Origin of the sequence: Clostridium sp. YIM B02500, assembly GCF_022324665.1 — a bacterium.
In the GTDB taxonomy this organism is placed as follows: Bacteria; Bacillota; Clostridia; order Clostridiales; family Clostridiaceae; genus Clostridium; species Clostridium beijerinckii.
Map to the genome: position 1 here is coordinate 35959 of NZ_JAKGTE010000034.1, position 20467 is coordinate 56425.

Genomic DNA, 20467 nt, shown 5'->3' on the forward strand with positions numbered 1-20467 from the left:
TTCTCAGATGATTATGAGGGCAGCTTGTTTTTATTAGATAAAGATAAATTTATTTTGATAAGAATGATAAGTTTAGAGGTGAAATATTGAATAAAAATATAGAGATGCCTAAAAATGTTGCATTAATCATTGATAGGTTATTAGAAAATGGATATGAGGCTTATATGGTTGGAGGATGTGTTAGAGATTGTATTCTAGGAAAAGAACCTAAAGACTGGGATATAACAACTAATGCTAAGCCACTAGAAGTAGTGGAGTTATTTGATAAAGTTATATTAACTGGATTAAAGCATGGAACAGTTACAGTAATGTTAAATAAAGAGAGTTATGAAATTACAACCTATAGATCAGATGGTGAATATGAAGATAATAGACATCCCAAAGAGGTTAAGTTTGTGAGTTCTTTAAAGGAAGATTTGGCGAGAAGAGATTTTACCATTAATTCAATGGCATATAATAATATAAGTGGATTAGTAGATTATTTTAATGGGATAGAGGATTTGGATGAAAAGGTAATAAGAACTGTAGGTGAACCTAGAAAAAGATTTGGCGAGGATGCATTAAGAATGCTTAGGGCAATTAGGTTTTCTGCCCAACTAGATTTTACTATTGATAGGTTAACACTAAATTCAATAAAAGAACTTAAAGATAATATAAGAAATATATCAAAAGAGAGAATAAGAGAAGAATTTAATAAGATATTACTTAATGATCCAAGAAAAATAGAAATGTTGAGGGAATGTGGAATTTTAGAATACATAGTTCCAGGAATAAGCAAAATCTATAATTTTAATAAAAACAATTCTTGCCATTCACATGATTTATATAATCATGCAATTATAGCAACTGAAACTGTAGAATCCCAGATATATTTGAAATTGAGTATGCTATTTCATGATTTTGGAAAGGCTTGCACAATAAGAACTGATGAAAATGACAATTTGCATTGCAGTTCTTATTCAAAGGAATCCTCAAGAATAGCCAATGAAATATTAAAATATTTGAAATATGATAATAATACAATTAATAAAGTTACACTTCTTATACAGTATCATGACTATAGGATGGATAATAAAGTATCTATAAAAAAACTATTAAGAGAAATAGGTATAGATCTTTTTAAAGATCTAATTAAGATTAAGCGAGCGGATATACTTGCTCAGGAGTCCAAAAACTCTAAAAAACATTTAATAAATTTAGATGAGGTCGAAAATATTCTTAATAAAATAATTGATAAAGATGAATGTTTTACTTTAAAAAATTTGAAAATCAATGGTGGAGATCTATTGTCTTTAGGATTTAATAAAGGAAAAGAAATTGGTGAAATCTTAAATCATTTGTTGGATATTGTAATTGAAGATCCTAAATCAAATGAGAAACAGGAACTAATTAAATTAGTTATGAAACGATGGAGATAAAATTTATTAATATAGAATATGTTAATAATCAAAAGATATAAATTCAAATTAAGCGCTGCTCATTTTGAATTTATATCTTTTATTTTAAGTTTTTTAATTTGTATATATAAATATTTAAGTTTTTATTTAGTTAAATCTATACAATAAATTTAATTAATGAGAGAATAATTGTGTGATTGTATTTTGTAGAAAAATTGGATATAATTATAGTGAAAATTGAGAAAATTTTTACATTTAAGAAAAAATTAAGGGTGGGGATAAGATTATGAGAGAGTTAATGTTTTCAAACGTACAAGAAGCGTCAAATTTTATAAATAATAATTCTAATATAGGATTTGTTATATTTTCAAATGTAGAAAATGTTACAGAATTAGCAACATTAGTATCTTCAAATGTTATACTTTGTTCTACGTCTGGAGAGTATGGAAGAAATGGTTATGAAGATGGAGTTATTTCTGGATTTCAATATGATATTTGTGATGGTGAAGTTGTAGAGATATTTTATCCACCAATAAAAAGTGTGAATAATTTAAAAGGGGCTTATGAAAAAATTAAAACTAACAAGAATGCTTTTTCACTTTTATTATGCGATGGTCTAACTGGAATGGAAGAAAGTATTATAGGTACCCTCTATTTTGTAGATGATAATTTTAAAGTCATAGGTGGAAGTGCTGGAGATAATCTTAAGTTTAAAGAAACATTCATATTTATAGGTAAAAAGCGTGTTCATAGTGTAATGATTTTCTTTAATATAAAAAGAAGAACTACTATAATAAAAGAAAATATATATATACCAATGGGACAAAGACTATTAGTAACTGAAGCCGACCCTATAAGTAGGACGATAAAGACATTCAATAAAGTTCCAGCTAGCATTGAATATGCAAGAGTTTTAAATGTAAAAGAAAGTGATCTTCCTAATTATTTTATGAATAATCCTTTAGGAAAAATGTATGAAGATGAAATTTTTATATCTTCTCCTATGAAAGTAAACCCAGACAAATCAATCACATTTTATTGCCAGGTTATGTCGAATACCTTTGTTGAGGTTCTAAAACCAGTTGATCCAATAAGCCAAGTAAGAAATACAGTTGAGAAGATTGGATTTAAACCTAGCTTTATGTTGTCAATAAACTGTATATTAAGAAGTTTGAAGTTTCAAGAAGATAATATTTGGAAAGCAATAGATAAAGAACTACTTTCATTCTGCCCTAATACTGCTGGATTTGTAAGCTATGGAGAGCAATTTTATAAAAAACACGTAAATCAAACTATGGTAATATTAGCAGTTGAATAAAGGGGGATATTAATATGTTTAAATTTAAAAGCAAGGAAATAAGCACTATACAAAATCAAAATGAAGTTAACAGTAATGAGAAAGAAGAATGCTTCCTATATGTGAATGAAGTTATGGAGTTAACATCTATAATAGAAAATAATATAAAAACAGTTATTAATGAAGAAGGAAATATGACGTACGGGCTGGATAAACTTCTTGAAGGTACTGAATATACGACTAAGCAAACAGAAAATGTTAATGAATATTTACAGGTTTTATCTAAGAATAGTGATAAGACAGAAAATCTTGTACAGGATGTTTTTCTTAGTCTTGATAATTCTCAAAAAGAAATAGATAATGCAAGAAATGATTTTAATGAATTAATAAATCAGGTCGGCACAGTTTCTAAGGTTTTTGATGAATTTATCAATTTAATTTCAGAGATACAAAATCAGTATAACAGTATTCAAGGCTTTGCTAATATTATAAATGGAATTGCTCAGCAAACAAATTTATTATCATTGAATGCAGCTATTGAGGCAGCTAGAGTTGGTGAAGCTGGAAAAGGATTTACTGTTGTATCTAATGAAATAAAAAAACTTTCTGTTGATACTCAGAAAAATGCTAAAGATATTATGAATTCTTTAGATGATTTGACAAAATCAATGGAGCAATTATCTAGTAAATCTAACGAAGGAACTGAAGTTATAAATAAAACAACTAACATTATAGAAGGGTCTTCGTCTATACTAGATAAAATAATAGATGCTGAATCAGAAGTATATAAACATGTACAAGGAGTTCAGGACTCTCAAAAGAATAATTTACATGGAATAAAGGAGATATCAGTAAATTTAACTAATTTAGTTGAGAAATCAAGAACTGAAAATCAGCAATTACAAAACCTAGTATATAGCATACAGAAAAAGGGTGATTGTTACCTAGACATACTTAATTATATAAATCAAATTAAAATCCTTAAAAAGGAATAAATGCTGTATAAAATATTTTTACATAGTGAGTAAACTAACAAGCATAAAGCAATAAAAGATGAGTTTAGTAGAGCTCATCTTTTATTATTTTAAATACAGATAAATGATTTTATAAGGGTTAAAATATTCTAAGATTAGTGATATAATTGTTCTGTTAGAAAATTGTGGTACAATCTCATTGTCAGTGGTAAAGATTAGATAATGCTTAAGACTTTAATATTAAGGAGAAAACATAATGGAGAATGTTATTAATTATATGGAAATATGGGTTAAGGAGTATATGGAAATCTTGTTAGCCAAAACAGATGGATGTAAATGCGATAAATGTAAAAGGGACATCTTCACACTTTCTCTTAACAATTTAAAACCGTACTATGTGGCAACACCTTTAGGAAAGATAATGGCCAAAATAGAAAGTACTAAACAACAAGTTGAAACTGATATAATAGTACAAGTTACAACTGCGATAAATAAGGTTAGTAATAACCCTAATCATGATAGATAAACATCTCAGGAAAATATTACTACTGATATTAAGAAAACTATAAAATATCGTTTAGAAGAATACCTTTATTTTATGGTTTGGGTGGTTCTACCAGTTTCCACTAGAGCCACCACCACCAGAAGAGCCACCACCGAAGCCACCAAAGCCTCCTCCTGATGATCCACCTCTGGGACCACGGCCTCTAAAGATGCTACTCCAGAAAATAATCTGAAGTAGTGAAAAAGAAATTCTACCTTTATTAAAGATAATATCTAGCAATAGCAGACCTAGCACTATACTTCCAAACACCTTAGTTCCGGTATTAGATTTAATAGTATTTGTATTTTTTTCCGAGATATTTAATGATTTATCCAGAGTGATATTATACTCTTTTGCTATATAATCGCAAAAAGTACTATAAGAATTAAGTAGACCTTCACCATATTTTCCTTCTATAAAACTAGGCTTAGCAACTGATTCCATGATTCTGCTACTTAAAACGTCTGGAATAGCACCTTCAAGTCCACGGCCAACTTCAACTCTCCATGCCCTATCATTTAACGCCAAAAGAACCAATAAGCCGTTATCTTTACCTTTTTCTCCGATGCCCCATGATCTAAAAAGAGTATTAGCATAGTCTTCAATAGGTATATTATTAGTTGAGTTTATAATAACTACAACAGCTTGTGCGCCAGTTTTGTCTTCTAATTCCTTTCCTATAGAGAGTATGCCATTCACCTCAGTCTCGCTAGCTATATGTACATAATCATTTAAATATTTGTAAGATGTAGGAGAAGGAACTTTAATTTCAGCACTTGCTGAAATGAGGAAAATTGAAGAAACAACTAAAAGAAGAAAGCTTAATAATGAATTTAAAGATTTATGTATTAATTTTTCTATCATTTTGTAAAATCTACTGAAGGAACCTCTTTTGAGCCTTCGCTAGCTTTATAGAGTGGTTTCTCTTGGAAACCAAATAATGAAGATACTATATTACTTGGAAAACTTCTTCTTTTAGTATTATAATTTGTTACAGCAGTATTATAATCCTGCCGCGCTATTGCAATTCTATTTTCTGTTCCTTCTAACTGGACTGATAGATCTCTGAAATTCTGATTAGATTTTAATTCTGGATAATTTTCAACTATAGCCAATAGTCTTGAAAGGGAACCGGAAAGTTGATTATCAGCATCAGCTTGATCCTGTATATTTGTTGCACCAGATAATCTGCTTCTTGCATTAGCGATATCAGTAAATATGGATTTTTCTTGTGTAGCATAACCTTTAACTGTATTAACTAAATTAGGAATTAAATCCGATCTTCTTTGCAATTGAGTGTCAATATTTGAAGATGCAGAATTGGCAGTCTGTTCTAAAGAAACTAGATTATTATAACTACTTATAGGAATACCTACGACTATCAAGATTATTACCACAATTATTGCTATTTTTGTACTTTTTCGCATTAAAAAGCCTCCCTTCTAAATTAATTATATTATGTGCAGAAATATAAATTTTATATAGTAAACTAACCATATAACAAAATTTAAAATAATAATTCAAAAATTACAAGTAGCTTTAGATTAGTGATTTGGAATTAAATAAGGAGAATATTTATGATGTTAAAATTTAAGTATCATAACGATAAACGAATTTTAATTAACGAATCATCATGAAGTTTAAGGATATGATGAAATGATTATGATAATATGTTAAAATATAATAAATTTATACTTAGGAGATTAAAAATGGTCTATGTTTTAGAGAATGATATATTACAAAGTGATAAAATGGAAAGTATTACAACAAATAATAATAAATTATTTGTTGTTGTCATCAAATTTGATGAAATTAAATCAGTTTCGGATATCCTCAATATAAACGAAAAATTATTATATGATTGTATGAATGGAAGAACATCTAAATTTGAAAGTTATGAAGGTCTAGATTACATATCTTTAAAGATTCCTATAATTAATAATTTATTAAAACAATCAAAAAAAGTAAGTATGTTTCTTCAGAAAAACGTACTTGTATTTATAAGTGATGGAAATGACATTCTAGAACAGGTGGTTTCTAAGAGTAAAACGGGTGAGATTAAAGGATTGAATCTTAGCAAGATTTTATATGCATTTTTTGATAAACTTACATTTGAAGACACTTATCATATTGAAGAACTTGAATATGAAATTGCAGCACTTGAAGAAGGCTTAATGACTTCAAAGAATGATAACTACTTAAAGAAGATTATTATGTTGAGAAAAAAATTATTAAAATTGAAGAGGTATTATGAAAGATTATTAAATATTGCAGAATCTATAGAAGAAAATGATAATGGATTAATTGATAAAAAAATAATAAGGTACTTTAGAATGTTCACTAATCGTATTAATAGACTATATCAGAATGTGAATAATCTTAGAGATTATGTTACTCAAGTAAGGGAAGCATATCAAGCTCAAGTTGACATAAATCAAAATCAATTAATGAGGTTATTCACGGTGGTCACGACTATATTTTTGCCACTTACTCTTATAGTAGGGTGGTATGGAATGAATTTTAATATGCCGGAATACGGTTGGAGTTATGGATATCCCTTTGTGATTTCAATAAGTGTCAGCGTAGTTGTGTTATGTGGCGTGTGGTTTAAGAAAAATAAGTGGTTATAAAAATAATACCTCATAATTTATTACTTATAAGATTATGAGGTATTGTATTAAAATAGAATTAGATTATTTTTTGAATTTTACAAAATAAAGAATGATGCGGCAACTATTAAATAGACAGCAAGAAGTTGAACTCCTTCCAACCAATTGGATTCTCCATCGTTAGAAACTCTATTAGCTATTAATACAGCAACTATAAGGCCAATCAGTTCAAATTCATTGAAAACAATACTCATAGGAGTGAATAATAAACTTAAGAATATTAATACTGGTGCTACAAATAATATAATTTGCAAGCTTGAGCCAATAGCTATTTCCAAAGCAACGTCCATTTTATTCTTCATTGCCATTACAACAGAAGTACTATGTTCGGCAGCATTTCCTATAATAGGGATTAAAATAATACCAACGAAAAATTCACTAAGTCCTAAGCTTGAAGTTATAGATTCTATTCCACTTACCAAGAATTCACTTTCCATAGCCACTAGAACTGTAGCAATAACTAATATAGAGATTGCTTTCTTTAATGTCCATTTAGCACTACCTTCTTCTTGGTTAGAAACTGTATAAATATCTTTGTGAGTGAAGAATGAAAAAATAAGACTTAAAATATAAATAGAAAGCATTACTATTGCAACTATTATACTTAACCCTTCATATCTAGTATTCAAAAGAGTTGGATCCACAGTATGGGTAAATAAAGCAGGTACACATAAGCCAACAACAGCAAATAGTAACATACTTGAAGATACTTCAACAACTCTTTTGTTAAAAGTCTGAGTTTTATGTTTTAGCCCCCCAGCAAGCATACTAGCACCAAGTACTAACAATATATTGCCGATTACAGACCCAGCTATAGAAGATTTTACAACATCAAAAAGGCCTTCTTTAAGAGCAAAAAATGATATTATTAGTTCTGTTGCATTTCCGAAAGTGCCATTTAAAAAACCGCCAATCTTAGGGCCTGAGTAGAATGAAATTTCTTCAGTTGCTTCACCCATAAGCCCTGCTAGTGGTACTATAGATAATGCTGCAAGTATGAACATTATTGATGGAGATACATGCATAACAAATTCTGCTATAAAGCTTATTGGAATAAAAATAAGCATATATTTTAGTAATTTCATGAAATATTGCCTCCTTGATAATTATTATAAATTTGTAATTCTAATTAATTTTAATTGAAAATTCAAATAGTAATTGAATAATAATTAGTGTTTAATAAATACATCATAATATTATAAACTATAATTTGACATTATGCTATATTTTTCTAAGTAGGAAAATAATTAAAGGTAGTTTACCTTTATTTTAGGAATAGGAAACTATTTTATTATTTGCATTTTATGTGGTATATTAATATAAGAAATTAGTGTATATAAATGCAAAGTAATGTTGTATAGAGAAATATATACTATTAATGCAAATAAATTATAAAATTATTTAAATTAAGGAGGAACCGAAATGTCAGTAAAAATGTTGCATACTTGTATTAGAGTTAAAAATTTAGAGGAATCTTTAAAGTTTTATAGAGATGCACTAGGTCTTATAGAGACTAGAAGAAAAGATTTCCCAGAACATAAATTCACCCTTGTTTATTTGTCAAATGAGATGGGGGGATATGAAATTGAACTTACCTATAATTATGGTGTTGAAAAATACGATTTAGGAAATGGATTCAGCCATACTGCAATAGGTGTTGAAAACTTAGAAGAAATGAGAGAAAAACATATAGAACTAGGATACGAAGTTACGCCTTTGAAAGGATTACCAGGAGAAAAACCAGGATATTATTTTGTGACTGATCCAGATGGATATAAAGTAGAAGTTATACGAAGATAATACTTTTATGCTTGAAAAATAAGTGAATTATATAAATATATATTAGATTAAGAGAGATTGCGAAAATATAAAAGTAGTCTCTCTTTATATTTTAATAACGTGGAATTCGAGATGTAAAGATATACATTTATATGGTATAATTTACTGATAGATTTAAGATAGAGAAGGTTGGATTTTATGGATAAAAAGAAAAATATTTATATATTAATTGGCGCAGGAATAGTAGTAATCCCATTTATTATTAGTTTAGCTGCTTTCTTTTTTTACAATAAGACACACAAACCGGAAAATAAATTACTGGAGTACTTTAGCTTATTAAATTCAAAAGAATATGAAAAAATGTATGATTTGGCAGATGGTGAAATTATACAAAAGATGTCCAAAGATGATTTTATTACAAGAAACAAAAATATTTATGAAGGTATTGGTGCTAGTAATATTGAAATCCATGTAAAAAATGTAAAAAAAGATGGTGATAAAGCTACCGTAGATTATGAAACCAGCATGGATACTATATGTGGAAAATTAGAATTTTCAAATAGTGCAACTATGAGTAGGAAGATTGGAAAGGATTATGCTTTAATGTGGAATTCTCAAGCAATATTCCCGGACTTAGCTGATAGCGACAAAATAAGAGTTAAAATAATAAAATCTAAAAGAGGAGACGTATTAGATAGAAATGGAGTTAAACTGGCAACAGATTCTTTTTCATCTAACGTTGGAATTGTTCCAGGAAACTTAGGTGAAAACAAAGATAAATCAATTGATGAAATTTCAAAAGTATTAGGGATAACTGTTGATTATATAAACAGTCAACTAAATGCATCATATGTTAAACCAGATATGTTTATCCCAGTGAAGACAATACCATATGGAGATGAAAGAATTCCGAGCCTTCTTAAAATTCCAGGAGTTAAAATTAATGATAAAGATGCAAGAGTTTATTCTCTAGGAGAGCAGGCAGCACATCTAACTGGATATGTGCAAGCTATAAATGCTGATGAATTGGATAAACATAAAGATGAGGAGTATACTGAAAATTCTATAATTGGTAAATCAGGGCTTGAAAAAACATACGAAGATACATTAAGAGGAATTGATGGTGCTGAAATATATATTCAAAGTATTCAGGGCGAAAAGAAAAAATCAATTATAACAAAAGATGTTAAAAACGGTGCGGATTTAAAATTAACAATTGATAGCAATCTACAAAGCTTATTATATAGTCAGCTTGGTAGTGATAAAGGAACTTCAGTTGCTATGAATCCTAATACAGGAGAGGTTTTAGCTTTGGTTAGTACACCAGCATTTAATCCAAATGATTTTGTTTTGGGCATGTCAGGTGATGAGTGGAATAGTTTGAATAATGATCCTAAAAAACCTATGTATAATAGATTTCAGGCAACATTAGTGCCTGGATCTTCCTTTAAGCCAATTACTGCGGTTATTGGTTTAGATACAAAAAAGATAGATCCCAATGCAAATAAAAATATAACTGGCCTTAGCTGGAAGAAGGATAGCAGTTGGGGAAATTACTCAGTTACAAGAGTAAGCGATTATAAAGGACCGTCAAATCTATCGAATGCACTTGTTTATTCTGATAATATCTACTTTGCTCAGGCAGCGTTAGATATTGGAAAGGATATACTTAGAGATAAGTTAAATAGCTTTGGATTTGTTGATAAAATTCCATTTGAATATCCATTATATAATTCACAATATTCAAGTGATAAGGATTTTAAATCTGAGGTACAACTAGCAGACAGTGGGTATGGTCAAGGTGAAGTTTTGGTAAATCCTGTGCATCTAGCAGCGCTTTACACTATGTTTCAAAATGAAGGAAATATATTAACACCATATCTTGTGAAAAAGGATAATTCAGATAACAAAGTATGGAAAGCTAATGTTGTGTCAAAAGACTCAGCTAATACGGTACTTCAAGATTTGATACAAGTAGTAGAAAATTCAGGTGGGACAGGTCATGGAGCTTATACTAGTGGGTTAACTATAGCTGGAAAGACAGGAACAGCGGAGATAAAAGCATCTCAGGATGATAATAATGGTACAGAATTAGGATGGTTCGTTGGGATGACCACTAATAAATCTCCCAATAATCTATTGGTAGTAATGATGATTGAAGATGTTAAAGATAGAGGTAGTAGCCACTATGTAGTTCCTAAAGTAAAAAAGGCTCTGGAAACTGTAAATTAGTAAGATTAACAATTGCAATTCATATATGAAATGGCTGTAGATTTATACAGCCATTTTTTGGTAAAATATACTATAAATATTTATGTTAATTAGCATTCAGATGAAATTATGGATTAAGAAGTCAAAATAAAATTAGGTTAAAACTCACGTTCAAAAATACTTACTTTTTCATGATCATGAAAGTCATCTATTGAATTTATACCAAGTTTATTTAATACCTCATCAAGTACTTTACTATGAACTGGAACCTTTATAGGTGAATCATAAGCAAATTTATCGGCTGATTCTTTACCTTGTTCTGTAGGAATTATTGCTTTAGGACCACCAACACATCCGCCAACGCATCCCATTCCTTCTAAGAAGTTTGCATCAACATTTCTATTTAGAGCGTTTTCAAGAAGTTCTTTGCAATCTTTTACTCCAGAGGCTTTTGCAGCTTTAAAATACTTGTGCTTTTCAGGGAAAAGTTCTTCAACTGTTTCTGATACAGCAATTGAAACGCCACCACTGCGGGCGTATAATCTTCCGCCTCTAGAAGCGTACTCAACAGATGGTACACCATCCAAATCACCAGGCTTTATGTCTAAAGTTCTGAATACTTCGTCAAGCTCTTGAAATGTTAATACAAAATCTACTGCATCGTTTAAATCCTTATCTTTAGCTTCAGCTTTTTTTGCAATACATGGACCTATAAAAACTACTTTTGCATCGGAATCAAGACTTTTTATCATTCGTGCAGCAGCAACCATAGGTGAAACCGATGGGGATAAATCAGGAACAAGTTCCTTGTAAACTTTTCTAAGCATTCCTATCCAAATAGGGCAGCAGCATGAAGTAATCATCAAGTCTTTAGGCCCATTCACATGTTTATCAAATTCAACAGCTTCTTTTATTGTTAATACGTCTGCTGCAAAGGCAACTTCGATCATATCAGTAAAACCTATTTTTATAAGAGCAGCCCTGATTTGATCCATAGTGACCTCAGTACCAAATTGCCCGCTAATAGCAGGAGCAACTGCAGCAAAGACTTTTTTATTGTTCTGCATTAAATCTAAAACGGGAAGAAAATAAACTTTATCTAATATTAATCCATGCTTACATGAATCCACGCATACACCACAATTTAGACATTTATCGTTATCTATGTATGTTGATCTTTCTTCTTCATCATAAAGAATGGCATCAAAAGGACAAGCAACCTGACAGCTAAATTTACCGTCTTCATTTCTAGGACATGATTCATCACAGCCCTTAAGTTTTTCAATTAATCTTGTATTAACTGTATATTCTGTAATTGCTTTTTTTAGATTATATACATAATTATTATCGAACTCCATATCAACTCCACACAACGATCTAATAATCTCAAAAGTTTCTTGTGGAGACTTTTTGTGACACACCATAATACGTTTAAGAGTTTCATCAAAATTACCATTGTAATATGATTTAACTAACTCATCGAATAAATCATTATATTTATTATTCATTAAGACACCTCCAAATTGCAAAAATATCTATTATATATTATTATATATTTATTTGCATATATTAATACTAAAATTCAGCATAAGTTAAATTAAAATAGAAAAAAATAAGAAAATGGAAGGAAAAACAAATATAGATGTAGAAGTAATATTTAAAATACAGCTAATAAATTTTATATTAATCTTGAATTTTATTCAATGTAAACGTATAATTAAATTTGAGTTTTATTCTTATTGGGGAGATGTAAAAATGTTTATTTATATATTAAATATTTTAAAAGATGGGGCAAGGAAAAATAAAATTGAGGGGTTATCAAACATTGAAATTATTAATGATACAGGTTGCATTTCGAGGTTAGCAAATATCAAAAGAGGTTCTAATCTTAAAAGTTTTAATAGTGAAATAGGAGATATTGTAGGAATTTTGGATAAATATAAATTGAATAGAAATGATAGAATTGAGATTTTAAGTAAGTTTATAGTTGATAATGACTATAATAGGATACTTGAAAACACACATGACAATTTTTATATTAAAAAAAGAGAAAAAGTAATTATAGATTCAATATCAATACTAGAAAACATATTTATAAAGGCACTGTTTTAGATCCAGAGAGGAATTTGATTGAAATACTAATTTAAAATAAAAAGGAGCACTAAATATAGTGCTCCTTATATTCAATGAAATTAAGCTCTGTTTACTGAACCGAATAATTCCATTTTTTCTTTAACTGTAGCTTTGATAGCTTCGAATCCAGGATTTAATAACTTTCTTGGGTCAAATCCTTTTCCTTCTAAATCTTTTCCAGCTTCAATATATTTTCTAGTAGCTTCTTGGAATGATAATTGGCATTCAGTATTAACATTGATCTTAGCTACTCCAAGAGATATAGCTTTCTTTATCATATCTTCAGGAATTCCAGTACCACCATGTAATACTAATGGCATAGAAGTTCCAACAGCTTCTTCAATTTTAGCTAATGCTTCAAAATCTAATCCAGCCCAGTTTGCAGGGTATTTTCCATGAATGTTTCCAATACCAGCAGCTAACATAGTAACTCCTAATTCAGCTATTTGCTTACACTCATTTGCATCAGCAACTTCACCTTTACCTATAACTCCGTCTTCTTCTCCACCAATTGAACCAACTTCTGCTTCTAAAGAAAGTCCTTTTTCATTAGTTATAGCAACTAATTCTTTAGTCTTTTCTATATTTTCAGCTATTGGATAATGAGATCCATCAAACATGATTGATGAGAATCCAGCTTCGATACATTTTTTTGCACCTTCATAGCTGCCGTGATCTAAGTGTAAAGCAACTGGTACAGTAATGTTTAATTCTTCGATCATTGCTTTAACCATTGCAGATACAGTCTTATATCCTGTCATATATTTTCCAGCACCTTCAGATACACCTAAGATAACTGGTGAATTATTTTCTTGTGCAGTTAATAATACAGCTTTAGTCCATTCTAAGTTGTTGATGTTGAATTGACCAACTGCATATTTTCCTTGTCTAGCTTTGTTTAACATTTCTTTAGCTGATGTTAACATTTTACGACCTCCGTATACTTGTATATTTATTATAATAACTATAATAGCTTAGGAAAAATGATTTATGTACTTTACACATCAGTTTTTCCTTTTTCAAACTTATTATACTCTAAAATTAACTATATGAAAACAATAAATTGAAAAATCTGCTTCTTTTAATAAAACATATGTATCTTTATACGAAATTTACATAATATATATTTAGATAATAAAAATCTTATTTTATGAAAGAGTGGTAATATGTAGAATTTAATTAAAAAAGGACTTATGTAGAGAAATGATGGTACGGATAAAAAATGCTAAAAGTTAGATTTATATTTTGAAATAAGTACCATACTAGAAAGTAAAAACTTTTTATAACTACAATAGTCATAAGATGAGTAGGCATTTTAAAATGAACTTTTAGAGCGCTTAATTTTATATGTATTATCTAGATAATTACAATATTAAAATTTTATATAATTTAGTTTTATTAATTCTATTACATGTGAGGAGGTCATTTTTTGTTTAACATAGGAGATAAGGTTGTATACCCAAGTCAAGGAATAGGAATAATTGATGTTATTGAAGAAAAGGAACTCAAAGGTGAGAAAATAAAATGTTATATAATACACTTAATTAATAATACCATGAAATTAACTTTACCTATTAGTGCAGCAAATACATTCAATATAAGGTTAGTGAGCGATATTAAAACATTAGAGAATAGTTTAAAACATTTGGATAGATTTATGACAGAAGCAGAAAAATTTTCTAAAATTAATTATAAAGAAAGAAGGAATATAAGTAAAATAAAAATGAAATCAGGCACATTTGATGAATTTATTGAAGTTATCTTTGATTTAACACAATTGAAAAGATGGCATAGTTTAAATTCAAGTGAAAAACAAATGCTAAATCATATAAAGAAAATTGTAGTAGAAGAGATTGCTCAAGCAAAATGTTTAACAAGTGATGAGGCTTCTGAGTTATTGGATATCTCAATGAATTTAAAAAGTTAAGTTAAAAAGTTTGCTATTTTACTGAAGTATGTTATAATGAATATTGTAAATGAAATAAAAGGTTTTTTATAGATATGTAAATTTCTCCTTTAGAGAATTATATGAATCAATATATTAATCTTTAGTTAAAGGAGGAACTTTATATGACAGATAAGACTTTAGTATGCAGAGATTGTGGAGAAGAATTTGTTTTCACTGTAGGGGAACAAGAATTCTACCAAGAAAAGGGATTTACTAATGAACCTACAAGATGTATATCTTGCAGAAGAATTAAGAAGGAACAAAATAATAGAAGATAATATTATTTTATTAAGAGTTGTAAGATTTTCTTACAACTCTTTTTTATTCTTTAGAAATTTATATTCCAATAAAATTTATGGATAACTTAAAAAAGGTTGCCTAGATAGTTTTGGCGTTTTAAGTTGATAGATTAGAAACATTAATAAGAAATGCTATAGATATGGGAGTTAAGGTGGGAGCGTGTTCTATGAGCATGGAGTTAATGGGGATTAAAAAAGAAGAATTTATTGATGGGGTTGAAATTGGTGGAGTTGCTTCATATTTAGGATCAACAGAAGGTTCTGGACTAAACTTGTTTATTTAATTAATAATTGTTTGTAATATAAATATTTCATAGACTTGGTAATTAATAATTTCACCAAGTCTATTTTTTATTGTTTGTTTTTACAATGATTGGTGATAATATGAAATTATAGAAGACAAGTATTGGGATTAAAATATATAATTAGAATGGGATATATTTTAATTTGAAAATATTATCATGCAGGTAAAAAAAGTTAATAAACGTTTATATAAACATATTAATATGAAAGCGAGGGATTTTATGAGAGATTTAGAAAATGGCTCAAATTTAAAGACAAAAAAGAAAAATACAAGTATGATACTAGCTGCGTTCATGATTTTCATTTTGCCAATAATGCTGGTATTTATAGGAGCTTTTATAGGCGGAATAATAGGTGAAAATATGCAGGTGGCTTCTAATAGAACTTTTCAAATCGTAGGTGGAGTAATTGGCTTTTTGTTATCAGCCATAATAGTCAAAGTGTTTGATAAACATTCAAAAGCAGATGAAAAGTCAGAGAAGATTTATTGGGATGATTTATAAATAACTGATAGAAATAATAAGGAATTGCTAAATAAAAAATATTTGTTGACAATTGTTTAATATATAGTAACTAAGCATATATTTCCCACATAATTTATAAGTATAAGAACTTTTATAGGAGAAATATATGATTAACTTAGTATTAACACCGCTTCACTATATTTATCTTATTTTTATCATTATAATTATATTGGCTATGGTGAAGAAGAAAGATATCTCTCTTTTATGTATACTAGGCATTTTTATTCTGGGATTGGCAGGAACAGAATCAATTTATAAATCTGTAATGGGAGTATTTAATAGTTTTGTTTATGCAGCAAAGGAATTGATGCCAACAATTTTTATAATATCAATAATAACAGCAATGAGTAATACATTAATGGACTCTGGAATAAATGATGAGATGGTGTCTCCTTTTAGAAAAGTGATTAAAAATTATTGGATTGCTTATTGGGTAATTGGAATTTTTATGATGGTTTTATCGTGGTTTTTCTGGCCATCTCCAGCAGTTGCACTTATAGGGGCATTGTTTCTACCTATTGCTAAGAAAGCTGGACTTCCAGCTATGGGAGTAGCTATTTCAATGAATTTATTTGGACATGGTATAGCTTTGTCAAGCGATTATATAATTCAGGCAGCACCAAAACTTACTGCCGATGCAGCAAGTATACCGGTTTCTGAGGTTATATCTGCGAGTATTCCACTTGAACTAACAATGGGAATAGTTACAACTGTGGCTGCATTTTATTTCCTTAGAAAGGAGATTAAATCAGGAGAGCTGCCTAGTGAATATGAGGAAATAGAAAGTTCAACATCAATTTCAAGTTCTTCAATGCTTATTTCTTCAAAAAAAATAAGAAGGTTTTTAGCGTTATTAATTCTTGTACTATTTGCATTAGATATTTTTATAATGTATATTGCTAAATTACAAGGTGGTGATGCAACAGCGCTCATTGGAGGAACTGCCATATTTATCCTAAGTTTAATTTCAATACTAGCTTATAAAGAAAAATCCCTAGATAAAATTACTGATAATCTTGTTAAAGGGCTCCAGTTTGGTTTCAAAATATTTGGAGTTGTTATACCAATAGCTGCATTTTTTTATTTAGGTGACTCGGCGTTTACTGATATATTTGGAAAGATACTTCCCGAAGGCTCAAACGGAATAGTTAATGACTTGGGTGCTGCACTTGCAAATAATGTTCCGATAAACTCAACTATTTCCGCCGGTACACTTACAGTAGTTGGAGCAATTACAGGATTAGATGGATCAGGTTTTTCAGGAATATCTTTGGTAGGATCCATTTCAAAAATATTCTCAACTGCTTTGGGTGGTGGTGTAGCAACGTTAACAGCTTTAGGACAAATTGCAGGAATATGGGTAGGTGGAGGAACCGTAATCCCATGGGCACTAATACCAGTAGCAGCGATTTGCGGTGTAGATGCATTTGAATTAGCTAAAAAGAACCTCAAACCGGTTGTTATAGGATTAATCATTACAACAATAGTTGCAATATTTATTATTTAACAATTGAGAAGTAAGCTAAATTCAATAAATATATTGTAATTAAAATAAAGAATTCTGATTATAAGACTCCGCTAATTTATGATTTAGGGGAGCCTTTATTTTTCATATAATAAAAGATGCAATGTGAAATATAAATGAACCCATACAATTGCTAGAGAACTCTTGTAGTGTTATAATAATCACAACATTTTCCTATGAAGATAGAATAATACAATAAGGGGGACTATTATATGGAAAATAAGAATTCAAGAATTGTAAAAGTAATTCAGACAGGTGTCCTTGCGGCATTATGCTTTGTATCATTTACTTTTCTTTCGATAAAAATACCTGTTGGTGAGGATGCGGTTTCGCTTCACATTGGAAATGCATTTTGTGTACTAGCAGCATTACTTTTAGGAGGATGGTATGGCGGATTGTCAGGGGCTATAGGCATGACAATATCAGATCTACTAGATCCAACATATGCAATTGGAGCACCTAAAACTTTTATTTTAAAGTTATGTATTGGCTTGATAACTGGTTTAATTGCTCATAAATATGCAAAAATAGATGAAAGTAGCGATAAAAAGTATATAGCTAAATGGACTATTATTGCTGCAATTGGAGGATTAGCTTTTAATGTTGTTTTTGATCCAATAGCTGGATACTTTTATAAACAATATATTCTTGGGCAGCCACAGCAAATGGCAGCAGTTTTAGCAAAAATAAGTGTATTTGCAACCTTTGTTAATGCAGTAGTATCAGTAATATTAGTAAGTATTATTTATAATGCTATAAGACCTGTTTTATCAAAGTCTGGATTATTATTGCCAGTTGGAGAAAGAAAATCTATATTAAAATAATAACTTTATTTTTGTATGTAAGAAACCATTAAAATCACAATTTATGATTTTGGTGGTTTTTATCAATTTGAAATACAATAAATTTTAATTTTTATAAGGGAATACAATTATATAGATGAGAGCTTTATTCTTTGTGTTTACGTTAATGTTCGTGTTTGTAAGAAAAAAAAGAAGAAAAAAATAATTTGTTATTGATTTTTATTGATATATAAGCTAAAATTACCTAGTAATAAGAACTATTTTTGAAAAAAAGTTAATAATATTCACTTATATAAATCTGATAATAAGGGTCGGATGTTTCTACCAAGCTACCGTAAATTGCTATAGGACTATAAGTGTCTACTTAAAAATTATATTTAATGTCAAGGAGAGATAAGAATGAATTATGATGTAATAATAGTAGGTGCTGGTCCAGCAGGAATATTTACTGCATATGAACTAAAGAAACAAAAACCTCAATCCAAAATCCTTTTAGTTGAATCAGGAAAGAGTATTGACAAGAGACATTGTCCAAAAGATAAAACTAAAAAGTGTGTATCATGCAAACCTTATTGTCATATTACTACTGGATTTTCTGGCGCAGGAGCGTTTTCAGACGGAAAGCTATCTTTAAGCTATGAAGTAGGTGGAGATCTACCTGAACTTGCAGGAGCTGATTTGATACAAGAATACATAGATTATACAGATTCAATTTATTTGGACTTTGGAGCAGATACTAAAGTTGAAGGTGTAGGAAATAATGAAGCAGTTAAAGAAATAAGAAGAAAAGCAATACAAGGTGGATTAAAATTAGTAGATTGTCCAATAAGACACTTAGGAACTGAAAAAGCTCAAGAGATATATTTGAAGATTCAAAAACATCTATTAAATGCTGGCGTTGAAATTAAATTTGATACAACAGTTAAAAATCTTTTGATAAGAAACAATGAAGTATCTGGGGTATTAATAACAGATTCATTAACTAGAAGTAATGATGAAGAAATGTTTTCAGATAAAGTAGTTGTAGCAACAGGTAGAAAAGGTGCTGATTGGTTAAAAGACATGTGTATTGAGCACAAGATAAATCATAGTGCAGGACCAGTTGATATAGGTGTTAGAGTTGAGCTCAGAAATGAAGTAATGGAAAGTGTAAATAATGTACTTTACGAATCTAAACTTATAGGGCATCCAGCGCCATTTAAAGATAAAGTTAGGACTTTCTGCCAAAATCCAGGCGGTTTTGTAAGTCAAGAGAATTATGATAATAATTTAGCAATAGTTAATGGTCACTCTTATAAAGATAAGAAATCTGATAATACAAACTTAGCAATTTTAAGTTCACATAATTTTTCGGCTCCTTTCAATGAACCAATTGAATATGGGCAGAAGGTTGCAGAACTTGTTAATATGTTGGGGAATGGAAAAATATTAGTTCAAAGATATGGCGATATATTAGATGGTAAGAGAACTTGGGAAAAGGAATTGTATGAATCAAACGTTAGACATACATTACCAGATGCAGAAGCAGGAGACTTAACATCAGCTATGCCATATAGAACTATGACAAATATTCTAAACTTTATACAAGCTATGGATACAGTAGTCCCAGGATTTGCAAGTAGAGAAACATTATTATATGGTCCAGAAATAAAATTCTACAGTAATAGAATTGATTTAGATAAAAATTTCGAAACTAATATAAAAGGCTTACATTGTTTAGGTGACTCAAGTGGCTGGACTAGGGGACTTATGATGGCATCAGCCATGGGTGTGATAATGGGTAGAAAACTTTAAAAATATTGAAAATACTAAGTTGTATTAATATCAAGTATTCATAAATACAGGGGATGATAACATCCATTAAACAGTATTCTACATAATTTTTTATGAAAATTATGAGGGATGCTGTTTTTTATAAAAGATATATTAATTTAAATGATGTGTTATTAGTAATAACCTAAAGTTAAGATTATAAATTGTATAAAGAAATATAGATATCCAATTCAAGAATTAAACTTATGAATAGTAATTTCTAGCATAAACTAATGATTTAACCATGTT

The 20467-nt window shown here is 29.2% G+C and carries 19 protein-coding genes, 1 pseudogene and 1 riboswitch; of the genes and pseudogenes, 15 read left to right on the plus strand and 5 right to left on the minus strand.

The annotated features are described in order from the left end of the window. Positions 1-86 precede the first annotated feature (86 nt). From L1S46_RS21715 to L1S46_RS21730, 4 genes are all read left to right on the plus strand, one after another. Positions 87-1418, plus strand: coding sequence for a polynucleotide adenylyltransferase (locus L1S46_RS21715; RefSeq protein ID WP_238900927.1), 1332 nt, complete (start codon positions 87-89; stop codon positions 1416-1418). Positions 1419-1683: 265 nt separating this feature from the next. Then, positions 1684-2715 (plus strand): FIST N-terminal domain-containing protein, encoded by a 1032-nt coding sequence (locus L1S46_RS21720; RefSeq protein WP_238900928.1) that lies wholly within the window; start codon positions 1684-1686, stop codon positions 2713-2715. 14 nt (positions 2716-2729) lie between these two features. Further along, the gene (locus tag L1S46_RS21725; protein WP_238900929.1) at positions 2730-3689 is read left to right on the plus strand and encodes a methyl-accepting chemotaxis protein; all 960 of its coding nucleotides are present in this window, start codon (positions 2730-2732) and stop codon (positions 3687-3689) included. Positions 3690-3924: 235 nt separating this feature from the next. Further along, the gene (locus tag L1S46_RS21730) at positions 3925-4194 is read left to right on the plus strand and encodes a late competence development ComFB family protein (RefSeq protein WP_012058126.1); all 270 of its coding nucleotides are present in this window, start codon (positions 3925-3927) and stop codon (positions 4192-4194) included. A gap of 87 nt (positions 4195-4281) precedes the next feature. Here the strand turns inward: L1S46_RS21730 and L1S46_RS21735 are convergent, their stop codons facing one another. Then, on the minus strand, positions 4282-5076 hold the full coding sequence (locus L1S46_RS21735; RefSeq protein ID WP_077829532.1) for a TPM domain-containing protein: 795 nt from the start codon (positions 5074-5076) through the stop codon (positions 4282-4284). Next, positions 5073-5639, minus strand: a complete 567-nt coding sequence (locus L1S46_RS21740) for a LemA family protein (RefSeq protein ID WP_012058128.1) — start codon at positions 5637-5639, stop codon at positions 5073-5075. Before L1S46_RS21740 ends, L1S46_RS21735 begins: the two co-directional genes overlap by 4 nt. 282 nt (positions 5640-5921) lie before the next feature. On the opposite strand from L1S46_RS21740, the gene L1S46_RS21745 reads away from it, so the two are divergent. Continuing rightward, on the plus strand, positions 5922-6842 hold the full coding sequence (locus tag L1S46_RS21745) for a CorA family divalent cation transporter (RefSeq protein ID WP_238900930.1): 921 nt from the start codon (positions 5922-5924) through the stop codon (positions 6840-6842). Positions 6843-6919: 77 nt separating this feature from the next. On the opposite strand, the gene cax is transcribed toward L1S46_RS21745, so the two are convergent. Next, positions 6920-7966, minus strand: coding sequence for a calcium/proton exchanger (gene cax / locus L1S46_RS21750; RefSeq protein WP_077855061.1), 1047 nt, complete (start codon positions 7964-7966; stop codon positions 6920-6922). A 337-nt stretch (positions 7967-8303) separates the two neighbouring features. Here cax and L1S46_RS21755 point away from each other — a divergent pair, with 337 nt between their 5' ends. Together L1S46_RS21755 and L1S46_RS21760 are read left to right on the plus strand one after the other, a co-directional pair. Further along, entirely contained in the window at positions 8304-8681 is a 378-nt protein-coding gene (locus L1S46_RS21755) for a VOC family protein (RefSeq protein ID WP_012058131.1), read from the plus strand. Between the two features lie 177 nt (positions 8682-8858). Continuing rightward, on the plus strand, positions 8859-10892 hold the full coding sequence (locus L1S46_RS21760) for a penicillin-binding transpeptidase domain-containing protein (protein WP_238900931.1): 2034 nt from the start codon (positions 8859-8861) through the stop codon (positions 10890-10892). A 137-nt stretch (positions 10893-11029) separates the two neighbouring features. Here L1S46_RS21760 and L1S46_RS21765 read toward each other — a convergent pair whose 3' ends face one another. Then, positions 11030-12379 carry a [Fe-Fe] hydrogenase large subunit C-terminal domain-containing protein gene (locus L1S46_RS21765; RefSeq protein WP_012058133.1) on the minus strand — a complete coding sequence of 450 codons (1350 nt, stop codon included), beginning with the start codon at positions 12377-12379 and terminating at the stop codon, positions 11030-11032. 247 nt (positions 12380-12626) lie between these two features. Between L1S46_RS21765 and L1S46_RS21770 the strand changes: the two genes are divergently transcribed. Further along, complete coding sequence (locus L1S46_RS21770; protein WP_065418015.1) at positions 12627-12983, plus strand: hypothetical protein; 357 nt, start codon at positions 12627-12629, stop codon at positions 12981-12983. Between the two features lie 80 nt (positions 12984-13063). On the opposite strand, the gene fba is transcribed toward L1S46_RS21770, so the two are convergent. Beyond that, on the minus strand, positions 13064-13930 hold the full coding sequence (gene fba, locus L1S46_RS21775) for a class II fructose-1,6-bisphosphate aldolase (protein ID WP_012058135.1): 867 nt from the start codon (positions 13928-13930) through the stop codon (positions 13064-13066). A 503-nt stretch (positions 13931-14433) separates the two neighbouring features. Between fba and L1S46_RS21780 the strand changes: the two genes are divergently transcribed. From L1S46_RS21780 to L1S46_RS21810, 7 genes and pseudogenes are all read left to right on the plus strand, one after another. Further along, a complete protein-coding gene (locus L1S46_RS21780; RefSeq protein WP_012058136.1) occupies positions 14434-14931 on the plus strand; it encodes a CarD family transcriptional regulator in 498 nt (165 codons plus the stop codon). 143 nt (positions 14932-15074) lie between these two features. Continuing rightward, positions 15075-15230, plus strand: a complete 156-nt coding sequence (locus tag L1S46_RS21785; protein ID WP_012058137.1) for a zinc-ribbon domain-containing protein — start codon at positions 15075-15077, stop codon at positions 15228-15230. Between the two features lie 122 nt (positions 15231-15352). Continuing rightward, a pseudogene (locus L1S46_RS21790) lies at positions 15353-15535 on the plus strand (DsrE/DsrF/DrsH-like family protein); the annotation flags it as partial. Positions 15536-15775: 240 nt separating this feature from the next. Further along, positions 15776-16057 carry a SoxR reducing system RseC family protein gene (locus L1S46_RS21795; protein WP_012058138.1) on the plus strand — a complete coding sequence of 94 codons (282 nt, stop codon included), beginning with the start codon at positions 15776-15778 and terminating at the stop codon, positions 16055-16057. Between the two features lie 127 nt (positions 16058-16184). After that, on the plus strand, positions 16185-17585 hold the full coding sequence (locus L1S46_RS21800) for a hypothetical protein (RefSeq protein ID WP_238900932.1): 1401 nt from the start codon (positions 16185-16187) through the stop codon (positions 17583-17585). A gap of 230 nt (positions 17586-17815) precedes the next feature. Next, positions 17816-18427, plus strand: coding sequence for an ECF transporter S component (locus L1S46_RS21805; RefSeq protein WP_238900933.1), 612 nt, complete (start codon positions 17816-17818; stop codon positions 18425-18427). A gap of 247 nt (positions 18428-18674) precedes the next feature. After that, a riboswitch (purine riboswitch) is annotated at positions 18675-18779 on the plus strand. A gap of 26 nt (positions 18780-18805) precedes the next feature. Further along, positions 18806-20200, plus strand: coding sequence for an FAD-dependent protein (locus L1S46_RS21810; protein ID WP_026887433.1), 1395 nt, complete (start codon positions 18806-18808; stop codon positions 20198-20200). Positions 20201-20467 lie beyond the last annotated feature (267 nt).

Excerpts from the sequence above, each read along its gene's own strand:
- L1S46_RS21720 (WP_238900928.1), top strand. The coding sequence starts at position 1,684 with ATGAGAGAGTTAATGTTTTCAAACGTACAAGAAGCGTCAAATTTTATA.
- L1S46_RS21725 (WP_238900929.1), top strand. The coding sequence starts at position 2,730 with ATGTTTAAATTTAAAAGCAAGGAAATAAGCACTATACAAAATCAAAAT.
- L1S46_RS21730 (WP_012058126.1), top strand. The coding sequence starts at position 3,925 with ATGGAGAATGTTATTAATTATATGGAAATATGGGTTAAGGAGTATATG.
- L1S46_RS21735 (WP_077829532.1), bottom strand. The coding sequence starts at position 5,076 with ATGATAGAAAAATTAATACATAAATCTTTAAATTCATTATTAAGCTTT.
- L1S46_RS21740 (WP_012058128.1), bottom strand. The coding sequence starts at position 5,639 with ATGCGAAAAAGTACAAAAATAGCAATAATTGTGGTAATAATCTTGATA.
- L1S46_RS21745 (WP_238900930.1), top strand. The coding sequence starts at position 5,922 with ATGGTCTATGTTTTAGAGAATGATATATTACAAAGTGATAAAATGGAA.
- cax (WP_077855061.1), bottom strand. The coding sequence starts at position 7,966 with ATGAAATTACTAAAATATATGCTTATTTTTATTCCAATAAGCTTTATA.
- L1S46_RS21755 (WP_012058131.1), top strand. The coding sequence starts at position 8,304 with ATGTCAGTAAAAATGTTGCATACTTGTATTAGAGTTAAAAATTTAGAG.
- L1S46_RS21760 (WP_238900931.1), top strand. The coding sequence starts at position 8,859 with ATGGATAAAAAGAAAAATATTTATATATTAATTGGCGCAGGAATAGTA.
- L1S46_RS21765 (WP_012058133.1), bottom strand. The coding sequence starts at position 12,379 with ATGAATAATAAATATAATGATTTATTCGATGAGTTAGTTAAATCATAT.
- L1S46_RS21770 (WP_065418015.1), top strand. The coding sequence starts at position 12,627 with ATGTTTATTTATATATTAAATATTTTAAAAGATGGGGCAAGGAAAAAT.
- fba (WP_012058135.1), bottom strand. The coding sequence starts at position 13,930 with ATGTTAACATCAGCTAAAGAAATGTTAAACAAAGCTAGACAAGGAAAA.
- L1S46_RS21785 (WP_012058137.1), top strand. The coding sequence starts at position 15,075 with ATGACAGATAAGACTTTAGTATGCAGAGATTGTGGAGAAGAATTTGTT.
- L1S46_RS21795 (WP_012058138.1), top strand. The coding sequence starts at position 15,776 with ATGAGAGATTTAGAAAATGGCTCAAATTTAAAGACAAAAAAGAAAAAT.
- L1S46_RS21800 (WP_238900932.1), top strand. The coding sequence starts at position 16,185 with ATGATTAACTTAGTATTAACACCGCTTCACTATATTTATCTTATTTTT.
- L1S46_RS21805 (WP_238900933.1), top strand. The coding sequence starts at position 17,816 with ATGGAAAATAAGAATTCAAGAATTGTAAAAGTAATTCAGACAGGTGTC.
- L1S46_RS21810 (WP_026887433.1), top strand. The coding sequence starts at position 18,806 with ATGAATTATGATGTAATAATAGTAGGTGCTGGTCCAGCAGGAATATTT.